Source organism: Pseudomonas sp. AAC (assembly GCF_000725445.1).
In the GTDB taxonomy this organism is placed as follows: Bacteria; Pseudomonadota; Gammaproteobacteria; order Pseudomonadales; family Pseudomonadaceae; genus Pseudomonas; species Pseudomonas citronellolis.
The window spans coordinates 497,353-510,642 of the sequence record NZ_KL647095.1; the positions used below are offsets into that span (position 1 = coordinate 497,353).

General features: G+C 67.7%; 10 protein-coding genes and 2 tRNA genes. 9 read left to right on the plus strand and 3 right to left on the minus strand.

Annotation, left to right across the window (positions count from 1 at the left end; all coding sequences use genetic code 11):
• Nucleotides 1-46 precede the first annotated feature (46 nt).
• A complete protein-coding gene (locus FG99_RS07750) occupies nucleotides 47-1,981 on the plus strand; it encodes a methyl-accepting chemotaxis protein (protein WP_043268599.1) in 1,935 nt (644 codons plus the stop codon).
• A 90-nt stretch (nucleotides 1,982-2,071) separates the two neighbouring features.
• Here the strand turns inward: FG99_RS07750 and FG99_RS07755 are convergent.
• Both FG99_RS07755 and FG99_RS07760 read right to left on the minus strand, forming a co-directional pair.
• Nucleotides 2,072-2,158: transfer RNA gene (locus FG99_RS07755), tRNA-Leu, on the minus strand.
• 138 nt (nucleotides 2,159-2,296) lie between these two features.
• A tRNA-Leu gene (locus tag FG99_RS07760) sits at nucleotides 2,297-2,383 on the minus strand.
• Between the two features lie 207 nt (nucleotides 2,384-2,590).
• Here FG99_RS07760 and rnr point away from each other — a divergent pair.
• The 8 genes from rnr (at nucleotide 2,591) to alr (ending at nucleotide 11,236) form a co-directional block, all read left to right on the plus strand.
• Entirely contained in the window at nucleotides 2,591-5,311 is a 2,721-nt protein-coding gene (gene rnr / locus FG99_RS07765; protein WP_043268601.1) for a ribonuclease R, read from the plus strand.
• Nucleotides 5,308-6,057: a 23S rRNA (guanosine(2251)-2'-O)-methyltransferase RlmB gene (rlmB, locus tag FG99_RS07770; RefSeq protein ID WP_043268602.1), complete on the plus strand. Its 750-nt coding sequence runs from the start codon at nucleotides 5,308-5,310 to the stop codon at nucleotides 6,055-6,057. Before rnr ends, rlmB begins: the two co-directional genes overlap by 4 nt.
• A 402-nt stretch (nucleotides 6,058-6,459) precedes the next feature.
• Nucleotides 6,460-6,876, plus strand: coding sequence for a 30S ribosomal protein S6 (rpsF, locus tag FG99_RS07775; RefSeq protein ID WP_009613460.1), 417 nt, complete (start codon nucleotides 6,460-6,462; stop codon nucleotides 6,874-6,876).
• Between the two features lie 28 nt (nucleotides 6,877-6,904).
• Nucleotides 6,905-7,135 (plus strand): 30S ribosomal protein S18, encoded by a 231-nt coding sequence (rpsR, locus tag FG99_RS07780; RefSeq protein ID WP_009613459.1) that lies wholly within the window; start codon nucleotides 6,905-6,907, stop codon nucleotides 7,133-7,135.
• Nucleotides 7,136-7,170: 35 nt separating this feature from the next.
• Entirely contained in the window at nucleotides 7,171-8,040 is an 870-nt protein-coding gene (locus FG99_RS07785; protein ID WP_043268604.1) for a hypothetical protein, read from the plus strand.
• 21 nt (nucleotides 8,041-8,061) lie between these two features.
• Nucleotides 8,062-8,508, plus strand: a complete 447-nt coding sequence (rplI, locus tag FG99_RS07790; RefSeq protein ID WP_009613455.1) for a 50S ribosomal protein L9 — start codon at nucleotides 8,062-8,064, stop codon at nucleotides 8,506-8,508.
• A 130-nt stretch (nucleotides 8,509-8,638) separates the two neighbouring features.
• Nucleotides 8,639-10,033 (plus strand): replicative DNA helicase, encoded by a 1,395-nt coding sequence (gene dnaB, locus FG99_RS07795; RefSeq protein ID WP_009613453.1) that lies wholly within the window; start codon nucleotides 8,639-8,641, stop codon nucleotides 10,031-10,033.
• A gap of 126 nt (nucleotides 10,034-10,159) precedes the next feature.
• The gene (alr, locus tag FG99_RS07800) at nucleotides 10,160-11,236 is read left to right on the plus strand and encodes an alanine racemase (protein ID WP_043268606.1); all 1,077 of its coding nucleotides are present in this window, start codon (nucleotides 10,160-10,162) and stop codon (nucleotides 11,234-11,236) included.
• Here alr and FG99_RS07805 read toward each other — a convergent pair.
• Nucleotides 11,233-13,113: a diguanylate cyclase gene (locus tag FG99_RS07805; RefSeq protein ID WP_043268608.1), complete on the minus strand. Its 1,881-nt coding sequence runs from the start codon at nucleotides 13,111-13,113 to the stop codon at nucleotides 11,233-11,235. The two genes, alr and FG99_RS07805, sit on opposite strands and share 4 nt — an antisense overlap.
• Nucleotides 13,114-13,290 lie beyond the last annotated feature (177 nt).

The following is a 13,290-nucleotide window of genomic DNA, read 5'->3' on the forward strand; positions in this document are numbered from 1 at the left end:
ATCGGCGCATCCCGCGCCAGTATTCCGTTACCCGAGGAGGCACTCCGTGTCCGCCGTCCTTTCGCTGTTGCGCAGCCGCCTGCTGCGCCCCGTGTTCATCGCCCTGGGCCTGGCGTTGCTGGTGCAGTTGCTGATCGCCCTGTGGCTCACCCGCAGTACCGTGGACCAACTGGTGGCCGACCTGGGCGAACGCCTGGGCGGCCAGTCGCAGCGCCTGGCCGGCGAGTTGGAGCGCGCCGGTGGCGAGCTCAGTTCAGGGCTCACCGAGCTGTCCGCGCGGACCCGCGAACGCCTCGGCGCCGCCTTGTCGGCGCGGCTGGAGGAGGAGCGCGGCGAAACCCGCCAGAGCCTCGAACAGAGCCTGCGGCAGTCCGCCGACCAGCTTGCCCAGCTGCTTGCTGCGGTGGCGCCCAAGGCCATGTGGGACAACGACGTACCGACGCTCTCCGAGTACGCCCGGCGCGCCCAGGCCAACCCCAACGTGCTCTTCGTGGTCTACGACGATGCCCAGGGGCAGCACCTGACGCGCTACCTCAACCGCGAGGACCCGCGCATCCAGGCGCTGCTCGCCAAGGGCCAGGCTGAGCGCGCCCTGGACAAGGTGCTGGAAGCGGCCGCCCACGACGACTCGGTGATCCTCTCCAGTGTGCCCATCAGCCCCAATGGCGTGGTGATCGGTACCGTGCGCCTGGGTATTTCCACGGCCGAAGTGGAGAAGCAGGTGCAGGCCCTGGACAAGCGCTTCTCCGCCCTGATCGCCAGTGGCGACCAACTGGTGGCCGACAGCCTGGCCGGCGCCGCCGCCGACAGCAACAAGGCGCTGAGCGCCCGTCTGCAGGCGGCGCAGCAGGCGGCCGCCGAGATGAGCCAGGGCGCGCAGGGCGCGGTGGAGGCTTCCGCCGGTAGCCTGCGTTGGCATATTGGCCTGGGGTTGGTGCTGGTTGGTCTGGGCGTACTGCTGGTGCTGGCCCTGGTGCTTGGGCGGCGAGTGGTGAACCGCCTGCGCCTGTTGATCGATGCGCTCGACGACCTGGCGGCCGGGGAGGGCGACCTGACCCGCCGCGTGCGCCTGGACAGCAATGATGAAGTGGGCGAGATGGCGACCGCGGTGAACCGCTTCGTCGACAAGCTGCAGCCCATCGTCCGCGAGGCGGGGCAGGTGGCGCAGCGCACCGGCAGCGAGATCGCCGCCCTGGCCTCGCGCAGCGCCAGCGCCGAGGCGGCCGCCGACCGTCAGCGCAACGAAGTGGCCGGCAGCCTGGAGGCGCTCGCCGGCATGGCCGCCGAAGCCCAGCTGGAAAGCCAGGCCATGCAGGAGGCGCTGGAGCGCGTGGCGTCCATCCGCAAGGCGGCCGACGACAACGCGGCCATCGCCCGGCGCGTCGGTGGCCTCATCGAAACCCTGGAGTCCCGCGTGCAGAGCGGCGCCGGGGTGATCGAGAAGCTGGCGCAGCAGAGCGAACAGATCGAAGTGGTGCTCTCGGTGATCCACGGCATCGCCGAACAGACCAACCTGCTGGCGCTCAATGCCGCCATCGAGGCGGCCCGCGCCGGCGAGAGCGGCCGCGGTTTCGCCGTGGTGGCCGACGAGGTGCGGGCGCTGGCGAGCAAGACGCAGCAGTCCACTGGCGACATACAAACGCATATCGACGCCCTGCAGCGCGGTGCGCGCGAGGCGGTGGAAGCCATCGGCCAGGCCCGCGAGCAGGCGGTGCAGGGGTTGGCCGCGCTACACGACAGCGAGCGCCTGCAGCGTGAAGTGCAGCGGGCCGTGGAGGAAGTGCATGGCGCCATCGAGTCGGCGGCCCATGCCGCCGAGCAGCAGGCCGCCGGTGCGGTCGCGGTGCGCGGGCGCGTCGAGGTGATCCATGCCGAGGCGGGACGCGCCGCGGAAGCCGTCGCCGCCACCGCCAGCAGCGGGCGCGTGCTGGACGGCCTGGCGGCGCAGCTGCGCGCCAGCCTGGGGCAGTTCAAGGCATGAGGGGAGAAGGGCCGGGCGTTTCGTCCGGCCCGCTCCTGCGAAGGACGGAAACGAAAAAGCCGAGCAGTGCTCGGCTTTTTCGCTTGAAGATGGTGCCCAGGAGAAGACTCGAACTTCCACGGTGTTGCCACCGCTAGGACCTGAACCTAGTGCGTCTACCAATTCCGCCACCTGGGCATGCTTTTCAGCATGGGGTGCGATGATCGCTCATCGTCTTGCGGTAATGCAACCTTTCGGTCGCTTCGGCGTCTCAATGTCCGGTTATCAGGGTTCCGAACCGCCGCGATACAGCCAGGGGCTCTATCGTGAAATAAGTGGTGCCCAGGAGAAGACTCGAACTTCCACGGTGTTGCCACCGCTAGGACCTGAACCTAGTGCGTCTACCAATTCCGCCACCTGGGCACTGGATGCGATGATTGCTCATCGTTTCCGTGTTACAACGTCGCAGTGACGCTGTGGGCGCGAACTATACGGAGCAGGCTTTGGCTTGTAAACCCCTGATGCGATAAAAAATTTATTCTTGGTCGAAGCTGACCGACGAGCGGATTTCGCGCTTCAATAAGCACATGACGCTTACATTTATATAGACGATAAGGTGATCTCACCCTGATGGCCGATTGGCAAAACCTCGATCCCGAGGCCGCCCGCGAAGCGGAAAAATACGAAAACCCCATCCCCAGCCGCGAACTGATCCTGGCGCACCTCGCCGAACGCGGCGCGCCGGCGACCCGCGCGCAACTACTGGAAGAGCTCGGCCTGTCCGGCGAGGAGCAGGAAGAAGCCCTGCGCCGTCGCCTGCGCGCCATGGAGCGTGACGGCCAGCTCATCTATACCCGCCGCGGCGCCTACGCCCCGGTGGACAAGCTGGACCTGATCCGCGGCCGCATCGCCGGCCACCGCGACGGCTTCGGCTTCCTGATCCCCGACGACGGCAGCGACGACCTGTTCCTCAGCCCGACGCAGATGCGCCTGGTGTTCGACGGCGACCGCGCCCTGGCGCGCGTCTCCGGCTTCGACCGCCGCGGCCGCCGCGAAGGCGCCATCGTCGAAGTCATCGAACGCGCCCATGAGACCCTGGTCGGCCGCTACTTCGAAGAGAGCGGCATCGGCACCGTGGTCGCCGACAACCCGAAGATCCAGCAGGAAGTGCTGATCCCGCCGGGCAAGCACGGCGCGGCCAGGCACAACCAGTTCGTCCAGGTGCGCATCGACCAGTGGCCCAGCGTGCACCGCCAGGCCCAGGGCGAAGTGGTGGAAGTGCTCGGCGACTACATGGCGCCGGGCATGGAGATCGAAGTCGCCCTGCGCAGCTACGACATCCCCCACGTCTGGCCCGAAGGCGTGGAGAAGGAAGCGGCCAAGCTCAAGCCCGAGGTGGCGGACAAGGACAAGGAGAAGCGCGTCGACCTGCGCGCCCTGCCGTTCGTGACCATCGACGGCGAGGACGCCCGTGACTTCGACGACGCCGTCTACGCCGAGAAGCGCAAGGGCGGCGGCTGGAAGCTGTACGTCGCCATCGCCGACGTCTCCCACTACGTGAAGGTGGGCTCGGCGCTGGACGAGGAGGCGGCCAAGCGCGGCAACTCGGTGTACTTCCCCGAGCGCGTCATCCCCATGCTGCCGGAAATCCTCTCCAACGGCCTGTGCTCGTTGAACCCGCTGGTCGACCGCCTGGCCATGGTCTGCGAGATGAACCTGTCCAGGGCCGGCAAGATGACCGGCTACCAGTTCTACGAGGCGGTCATCCACTCCCACGCGCGGCTCACCTACACCAAGGTCAGCCAGTACCTGGAGACCCCCGACAGCCCCGAAGCCAAGCGCCTGGCCGAGCAACTGCCGGGCGTGGTGCCGCACCTGAACACCCTGTATGACCTGTACAAGGTGCTGCTGGCGGCGCGCCACGTGCGTGGCGCCATCGACTTCGAGACCCAGGAGACGCGCATCGTCTTCGGCGCCGACCGCAAGATCTCGGAGATCCGCCCGACCCAGCGCAACGACGCGCACAAGCTGATCGAGGAATGCATGCTGGCGGCCAACGTGGCCACCGCCAGGTTCCTCGAGAAGCTGGAAATCCCCGCGCTGTACCGCGTCCACGACGGCCCGCCGCAGGAGAAGCTGAACAACCTGCGGCAGTTCCTCGGCGAACTGGGCCTGGCCCTCTACCGCGGCAAGGGCGAGCCGACCCCCGGCGACTACCAGGCGCTGCTCGAATCCATCCAGGGCCGCCCGGACTTCCAGCTGATCCAGACGGTGATGCTGCGCTCGCTGAGCCAGGCGGTGTACAGCCCGGAGAACCACGGCCACTTCGGCCTGAACTACGAGGCCTACACCCACTTCACCTCGCCGATCCGCCGCTACCCGGACCTGCTGGTGCACCGCGCCATCCGCAGCGTGATCCGCTCCAAGCGCGAAACCGACCTGGTGCAGCGCGCCGGCGCCGCCGCGATGGCCAAGGCGCGCATCTACCCCTATGACGAGCCGCGCCTGGAGCAGCTCGGCGAGCAATGCTCGATGACCGAGCGGCGCGCCGACGAGGCCACCCGCGACGTCACCAACTGGCTGAAGTGCGAATACATGCGCGACCGCGTCGGCGAGACCTTCGACGGCGTGATCACCGCGGTCACCGGCTTCGGCATCTTCGTCGAGCTGACCGACATCTATGTCGAGGGCCTGGTGCACGTCACCGCGCTGCCCGGCGACTACTACCACTTCGACGCCGTGCACCACCGCCTGGCCGGCGAGCGCACCGGGCGCAGCTTCCGCCTCGGCGACATCACCCAGGTGGTGGTGGCGCGGGTCGACCTGGACGAGCGCAAGATCGACTTCGAGCTGGCCGAAAACGCGCTCAGCGCGCCCATCGGCCGCAAGAAGCGCGGCGACAAGGCCGAGACGGCCAAGCCCGGCAAGCCTGCCAAGGCGGCCGCCAAGCCGGCCAGGGCCAAGGGCCAGCCGCGCGAGTTGGAGCTGGAAGTGCCGGAGCCGCCGCTGCCCGTGGCGCCGCCGCGCAAGCGCAAGGTTGGTGTGGTCCAGGCGTTGCCCTCGGTGGCGCCGGAGATGCTCGCCAAGGCCGACGAGATGCTCGGCAACACCGATGTGAACAGAAGCCGCGCGCTGAAGCAGGCGCTGCTCGACGAAGCCAAGGTGGGCGGCAAGCGGCCGCCGGCCAAGGCCCAGGGCAAGCCGGCGAAGAACGCCAAGGCCGCCGCGGAGAAACCGCGCAAGCCGTCGAAGCAGAAAGCCAAGGCCGCCAAGCCGAGCAAGCACCGCAAGGGCCCGTCCAAGCCCAAGGCGGAGGGCGCCGCGGCAGGCAAGCCTAAGGCCAAGCCATGAGCCAGTGGGAAAGGGTCTACGGCGTGCACGCCGTAGAGGCGCTGCTGCGCCATCACCCCAAGCGCGTCAAGCAGCTGTGGCTGGCCGAGGGGCGGCACGACCCGCGGGTCCAGGCGCTGGTGGAGCTGGCCGGGCAGACGCGGGTGCCGGTGGGCACCCGTGAGCGCAAGGAACTCGACGAGTGGGCCGAGGGCGTGCACCAGGGCGTGGTCGCCGAGGTCAGCCCGAGCCAGGTGTGGGGCGAGAACATGCTCGAGGAACTGCTCGAGCGCACCCCCGGGCCGGCCTTGCTGCTGGCCCTGGACGGCGTCACCGACCCGCACAACCTCGGCGCCTGCCTGCGCACCGCCGATGCCGCCGGCGCGCTGGCGGTGATAGTGCCGAAGGACAAGTCGGCGACCCTCAACGCCACCGTGCGCAAGGTCGCCTGCGGCGCCGCCGAAGTGATCCCGCTGGTGGCCGTGACCAACCTCGCGCGCACCCTGGAAAAGCTCCAGCAGCGCGGCCTGTGGGTGGTCGGCACGGCTGGCGAGGCGACCCAGACCCTCTACGAGCTGGACCTCACCGGGCCCACCGTGCTGGTCATGGGCGCCGAAGGCAAGGGTATGCGCCGCCTGACCCGCGAACACTGCGACTACCTGGCCAAGCTGCCCATGGGCGGCAGCGTCAGCAGCCTGAACGTGTCGGTGGCCACCGGCGTGTGCCTGTTCGAGATCGTCCGCCAGCGCCGGGCGAAACAGGCCTAAGAACCACGTAGGAGCGAGCTTGCTCGCGAACCAAACCCGGCACCGTGCCCGCCCGGTTCGCGAGCAGGCTCGCTCCTGCGAAGAGTCCCCAGCGCGGCCTGCAGGACAGCTGGAGCCATAGGAGAAATGCCGTCGTAGGATGGGTTGAGCGAAGCGATACCCATCGCCATGGCCGCATGGGTTTCGCAAGCCCGACCCATCCTGCGAAGAGCCTCTGCCGCCCCTCGCCTGCAATTGCTCAAATATTCATCAATTGCCTTGCGCCGCCTTCCCCCCTTCTCTAGAATGTCGCCCCTTGCCGTCCGGGCAGGCGCTCACGCGTCCACCCGCCGGCAAGTCAAAAAGACATTCACTCCTTGCCTGACCGCATCGTCGGCAGGCTGCAACCCGTAAGGAGCATTTATGCGTCATTACGAAATCGTGTTCCTGGTTCACCCGGACCAGAGCGAACAAGTCGGTGGCATGGTCGAGCGTTACACCAAGGTCATCGAAGAAGACGGCGGCAAGGTTCACCGCCTGGAAGACTGGGGCCGTCGTCAGCTGGCTTACGCCATCAACAACGTGCACAAGGCTCACTACGTTCTGCTGAACGTCGAGTGCAGCGCCAAGGCCCTGGCCGAACTGGAAGACAACTTCCGCTACAACGACGCCGTCATCCGTAACCTGGTGATCCGTCGCGACGAAGCCGTTACCGGCCAGTCCGAAATGCTGAAGGCCGAAGAGAGCCGCAACGAGCGCCGCGAGCGCCGTGAGCGTCCTGACTCCAACGAAAACGAGTCCGCTGACGGCGAAGACAGCCGCGACAGCGCCGACGAGTAATCCCGGACAGTATTGAGGAGCCGATAACATGGCACGTTTCTTCCGTCGTCGTAAGTTCTGCCGTTTCACCGCTGAAGGCGTCAAGGAGATCGATTACAAAGATCTCAACACCCTGAAGGCCTACGTTTCCGAAACCGGCAAGATCGTTCCGAGCCGCATCACCGGCACCAAGGCCAAGTACCAGCGTCAGCTGTCGACCGCCATCAAGCGCGCTCGCTACCTGGCCCTGCTTCCCTACACCGACAGCCACGGCCGTTGATCGGGCAGTCGACGTAGCCTTGATGGATAGATCGCATGCGCGCATTGGCTGAATTCGTCATGCGAGGCCGCATGCAGGCGACCCTGGTGGTCGTCGCAGCCGCGGTACTGCAGCCGTTCTTCTGGCTCGGTGCCGCCGCCGGCAGCCTGGTGCTGCTGCGCCGGGGAACCGGAGATGCCATTGGCATCCTGGCCTGGGCGCTGCTCCCGGCCCTGGCCTGGTGGTACCTGGGCGACCCCACGGTCACCCTGGTGATGCTGGGTTCGGCGGTCCTGGCGCAGGTGTTGCGCACCAGCATGTCCTGGAATCGGGTCATGCTGGCCAGCGTGGTGTTGGGCGTGTTCTACGTGCTGCTGTTGAGCACGGTATCCGCCGGGCTGGTTCAAGGTCTGGCGGAGGCGTTTGGCAAGGTGCTGCCGCAGGTGCTGTCGGAAGCGAAGCTTTCGGCGGACCAGCAGGCCGAGCTGCAAGCGGGGCTGGTGCCGGCCGTTACCGGCCTGCTGGCCGCCTCGCTGCAGGTCATCAGCCTGCTGTGCCTGATGCTGGCGCGCTACTGGCAAGCGGCGCTGTACAACCCGCAAGGGTTCGGCCGCGAGTTCCGCGCGCTGCGCCTGGCGCCGGCGGTGGCCATCGCGCTGCTGCTGGGCGTGCTGGTGGTGCCGCTGCTGGGCCCGCAGTTCGCCGTGGTGGCGCCGTTGTGCGCCGTGCCGCTGCTGTTCGCCGGGCTCGCGCTCGGCCATGGGCTGGTCGCGCTGAAACGCCTGCCGGGGTTCTGGCTGGTGCTGTTGTACGGCCTGGCGCTGATGCTGGGGAATGTGATCTGTCTGGTTGCTGTCGTCGATAGTCTGTTTGATTTTCGTGGTCGCCTGGTACGTCGCCAGGGCTCCACGAACGGTGAAGGTTAAAAGTTAAGAGGTAAGACTCAAATGGAAGTCATCCTGCTGGAAAAGATCGCCAAACTGGGCAACCTGGGCGACAAACTGAACGTCAAGGGCGGCTACGCCCGTAACTACCTGCTGCCGCAGGGCAAGGCCACCGCTGCCACCCCGGCCAACGTCGCTGCTTTCGAAGAGCGCCGCGCCGAGCTGGAAAAGGCTGCCGCCGCGAAGAAGGCTGATGCCGAAGCTCGCGCCGCCCAGCTGGCCGAACTGATCGTCACCATCGGCGCCCACGCCGGCGACGAAGGCAAGCTGTTCGGTTCGATCGGCACCCGCGACATCGCCGAAGCGGTCTCCGCTGCCGGCTACCCGCTGGAAAAGGCCGAAGTGCGCCTGCCCAACGGTGCCCTGCGCACCGTCGGCGAATACGACATCGAAGTGCAGCTGCACACCGACGTCGAAGCGACCCTGCACGTGGTCGTCGTCGCCGAGTAAGCGATCCGTCGCTGCGACGCCGTGGACACCTTGCGTGGACGCGGCAGTTCGCTAACATCGGGCACGGTACCGCCTAGCGGTCCGTGCCCTTTGTTTTTCTGCATCCATCCGAGTTTCCTGCGCCGAGCCCATGAACGACATCACCGTCCCCGAGCAATACGACCTGCAAACGGCCACCCTCAAGGTGCCGCCGCATTCGATCGAAGCCGAACAGGCGGTGCTGGGTGGTCTGATGCTCGACAACAACGCCTGGGAGCGCGTGTCGGACGCGGTGTCCGACGGCGACTTCTACCGCCATGACCACCGCCTGATCTTCCGCGCGGTGTACAAGCTCGCCGAAGGCAACCAGCCGATCGACGTGGTGACCCTCTCCGAGCTGCTGGAGCGCGAAGGCCAGCTGTCGCAGGTCGGCGGCCTGGCCTACCTGGCCGAGCTGGCGAAGAACACCCCCTCGGTGGCGAACATCAAGGCCTACGCGCAGATCATCCGCGAGCGCGCCACCCTGCGCCAGCTGATCGGCATCAGCAGCGACATCGCCGACAGCGCCTTCAACCCCGAGGGCCGCAGCGCCAACGAGGTGCTCGACGAGGCCGAGCGGCGCATCTTCGAGATCGCCGAGGCGCGGCCGAAGACCGGCGGCCCGGTGGGCATCGGCGACATCCTGGTGAAGACGATCGACCGGATCGACCACCTGTTCAACACCAACGACGCCTTCACCGGCATCTCCACCGGCTTCACCGACCTCGACGAGAAGACCAGTGGCCTGCAGCCGGCCGACCTGATCATCGTCGCCGGCCGTCCGTCCATGGGCAAGACCACCTTCGCCATGAACCTGGTGGAGAACGCCGTGCTGCGCACCGACAAGGTGGTGCTGGTGTACTCCCTGGAGATGCCCTCGGACTCGATCGTGATGCGTATGCTTTCGTCCCTGGGCCGCATCGACCAGACCAAGGTGCGTTCGGGCAAGCTGGAGGACGACGACTGGCCGCGCCTGACCTCGGCGGTCAACCTGCTCAACGAGCGCAAGCTGTTCATCGACGACACCGCCGGCATCTCGCCCTCGGAAATGCGCGCGCGCACCCGGCGCCTGGCCCGCGAGCACGGCGAGATCGCCCTGATCATGGTGGACTACCTGCAGCTGATGCAGATCCCCGGTTCCTCCGGCGACAACCGCACCAACGAGATCTCCGAGATCTCCCGCTCGCTCAAGGCCCTGGCCAAGGAATTCAACTGCCCGGTGGTGGCGCTGTCGCAGCTCAACCGCTCCCTGGAACAGCGCCCGAACAAGCGCCCGGTGAACTCCGACCTTCGCGAATCCGGGGCGATCGAGCAGGACGCCGACGTGATCATGTTCGTCTACCGCGACGAGGTGTACCACCCGGAAACCGAGTTCAAGGGCGTGGCCGAAATCATCATCGGCAAGCAGCGTAACGGCCCCATCGGCACCGTGCGCCTGGCCTTCCTCGGCCGCTTCACCCGCTTCGAGAACCTCGCTCCGGGCATGTACAACTTCGAAGACGAATAAAGACGAGTAAGGCTGGAGGCTGTACGTAAGAGCTTGATGCGCAGTGGCCGGGGGTTATGCTGTTTGCCTTCAGCCTTCAGCCTTCAGCCTTCAGCCTTCAGCCTTCAGCCTTCAGCCTGGACCCCCATGCGCCCCCTTATCGCCCATATCGACCTCTCCGCCATCCAGCACAACTACGCCCTGGCCAAGCGCTGCGCGCCGGGCCGTGAGGCGTTCGCCGTGGTCAAGGCCAATGCCTACGGGCATGGCGTGCGCGAGGTAGTGACCGCGCTGCGTGACGAGGCCGATGGCTTCGCCGTGGCTTGCCTGGAGGAGGCCGCCGAGGTCCGCGCGCTGCACGGCACTGCGCGCATCCTGCTGCTGGAGGGCTGCTTCGAGCCGAGCGAGTTCCTGGTGGCCTCGCAACTACGCCTGGACATCGCCGTGCAAGGCCCGGAGCAACTGGCGACGCTGCTGGCCAGCAACCTGCCGCAGCCGCTCAATGTCTGGCTCAAGCTGGATTCGGGCATGCACCGCCTGGGCTTCTCCGCCGAGGCCCTGCGCGCGGTCTTCCCGAGCCTGCGCGGCGCCCCGCAGGTCGCCGAGCTGAACCTGATGAGCCACTTCGCCTGCGCCGACGAGCGCGGCCACACGCTCACCGAGGACCAGCTGGAATGCTTCCTCGGCCTGCTCGACCTGGACTTCGACCAGCGCTCGCTGGCCAACTCCGCCGCCGTACTGAGCATCCCGGCGGCGCACATGGACTGGATCCGCCCCGGCATCATGCTCTACGGCGCCTCGCCCTTCGCCGACCTGGGCGCGGCCGAGATGGGCCTGCGCCCGGCCATGAGCCTGCATGCGCAGGTGATGTCCATTCGCGAAGTGGCGGTGGGCGAGAACGTCGGCTACGGCGCCACCTGGGTGGCCGAACGGCCGTCGCGCATCGGCACCGTCAGTTGTGGCTACGCCGACGGCTACCCACGCCACGCGCCCAGCGGCACGCCAGTGTTGGTCGCCGGCCAGCGCGCGCCGCTGGCCGGCCGGGTGTCCATGGACATGCTGGCGGTGGACCTCACCGACCTGCCCGAAGCCACCGTCGGCGCCCCGGTGGAACTCTGGGGCACGCAGCTGCCGGTGGACGAAGTGGCCGCCCACGCCGGCACCATCGGCTACGAGCTGCTGACCAAGGTCACCGCGCGGGTGCCGCGCAAGTACAGCGCCTAGACCAGCCGGTCCGAAGTCTTCAGCGTCTCCAGCCAGAAGTCGCCATTGCCAGCGTCCTCCCCGGCCAGCGCGTAGCTGGCCCGGCCGCTGCCCTTGACCTGGTACAGCGCCTGGTCGGCGGCCTTGTACAGCTTGGCGAACTGCAGTGCGTGGCGCGGGTAGATGGCCACGCCGATGCTCGGGGTGATGCTCAGTTCCAGGCGGTCGAACTGCACCGGCCGCGACAGCTCGCTGAGCAGGCGCACCGCTATCTCCCGGGCGTGGCCTTCGGCGTCGGGGCCGGACACCAGCGCGGCGAACTCGTCGCCGCCCAGGCGCGCCACGCAGTCGCTGGAACGCACGCACTGGCGCAGGCGGTGGCCGACGTGCTGGAGCATGAAGTCGCCGGCGTCGTGGCCGTGGGTGTCGTTGATCGGCTTGAAGTGGTCGAGGTCGATCAGCATCAGCGCCAGGCTCTCGCCATTCTGCTGGGCCTGCTGCAACGCCTGCTCGGCGTGCTCCACCAGGTAGCGGCGGTTGGGCAGCCCGGTGAGCGGGTCGTTGTGCGCGGCATGGCGCAGCTGGGCCTCGCGTTCTAGCAGCAGGCGGTTGCTCTGCGTCAGCTCGGCGGTGCGCGCCGCCACGGCCTGCGCCAGGTCGTTCTGCGCGCTCTGCAACAGGGTCATGCGCGCGCTCTTCTCGCGGTTGGCCTGCTCCAGGGCCTGGGCCTTCTCGCGCTTGAGTTCCTGGATGCGCGAGGTCAGGGCGAAGGAGAACAGGATGGACTCCAGGGCCACCGACACCGGGAACAGGTAGGCGGTGGTCGGCGAGGGCTGCACCACGCCCAGGGCGCGCATCACCGAAATGCTCACGCTGGACAGCACCAGGCCGAAGCCCACCAGGTACAGGCGCGCCGGCAGCGAGCCCTGCAGCGAGCGGGTGATGGCTGCGCCGAGCGCCGCCGGGATGCCGACGAAGGTGGTGGTGGCCAGCACCCAGCCGGCCTCGGAGCGGCCGACGAAGACGTTGAGCAGCACCGAGGCGACGTACAGCAGGCAGTTCAGCGTCAGCATGTGGTGCGCCCAGGGCACGTTGCGGCGGGTCTGCAGCAGCGTCTGGGTGAAGCGGGTGACGCACAGGCCCCACAGCGAGGGCAGGGTGATGCGGTTCAGCCACCAGGGCACCGCGTCGCCGGGCCAGAGCAGCTCGAAGGCATGGCCGGTCATGCCCATGCTGAACAGCAGGGCGAAGCCGGTGGTGAGCACGTACCAGAAGTAGGCGCGGTCGCGCAGGCTGACCAGGATGAACAGGTTGTACAGCAGCAGCGCGGCGATCAGCCCGTAGACGCCGCCGAGGAACAGGTTGGTCTCGGCGCGGTGGTCCTGCAGGTCGTCCTGCGACCAGATGCGCAGCGGGAAGGAGTTGCCGGCCGGGTCCAGGCTGCGCAGGTACAGGCGCAGCGGGCCTTCGCCGGCGGGCAGGTGGAACACCGGGCGGCGGTAGCTGCGGTCGCGGCCTTCGGCGAAGGGCACCGCCTCGCCCGAACGCAGCTCGCGGTAGCCGCCCTGGCCGTCGGGCAGGTACAGGCGCAGGTCGAGCAGGTTCACCGCGTCCACCTCCAGCCACCAGCCGCCGGGCGGGGTAGTCCGGCGTTCCAGGTCCAGGCGCAGCCACCAGGGGTTGGGACTCTGGCCGACGCTGGTGCGGCCCTTGGCGGGCACGAAGGCGGCGTCCCGCTCGCGTGCCTGTTGCAGGTCCAGGCGTGCGCCCGGGTCTTCCAGCAGCATCAGGCCGTCGTTCAGCCAGCGCCCGCTGGCCCGTTCGTCGAGCACCAGGGGCTGGGCCGCGGCGCTGGCGCAACCGAGCAGGAGAAACAACAGACACCACAGATGACGCACGGTTGACACTCCCTGTTCCCGGCCGCTGCGGCCAAGCCTGTTGAGACGGTGGAGCGAGTATAGCCAGTTGCCACTGCGCCGGCTCCGCCAATCGTCCCCGTCCGGCGGTCGCCCGGCGCCGGGAAAAACCCCAGCGTCCCGGTCGGAATTGTTCACTTTTTGTGCTATATTCCGCGC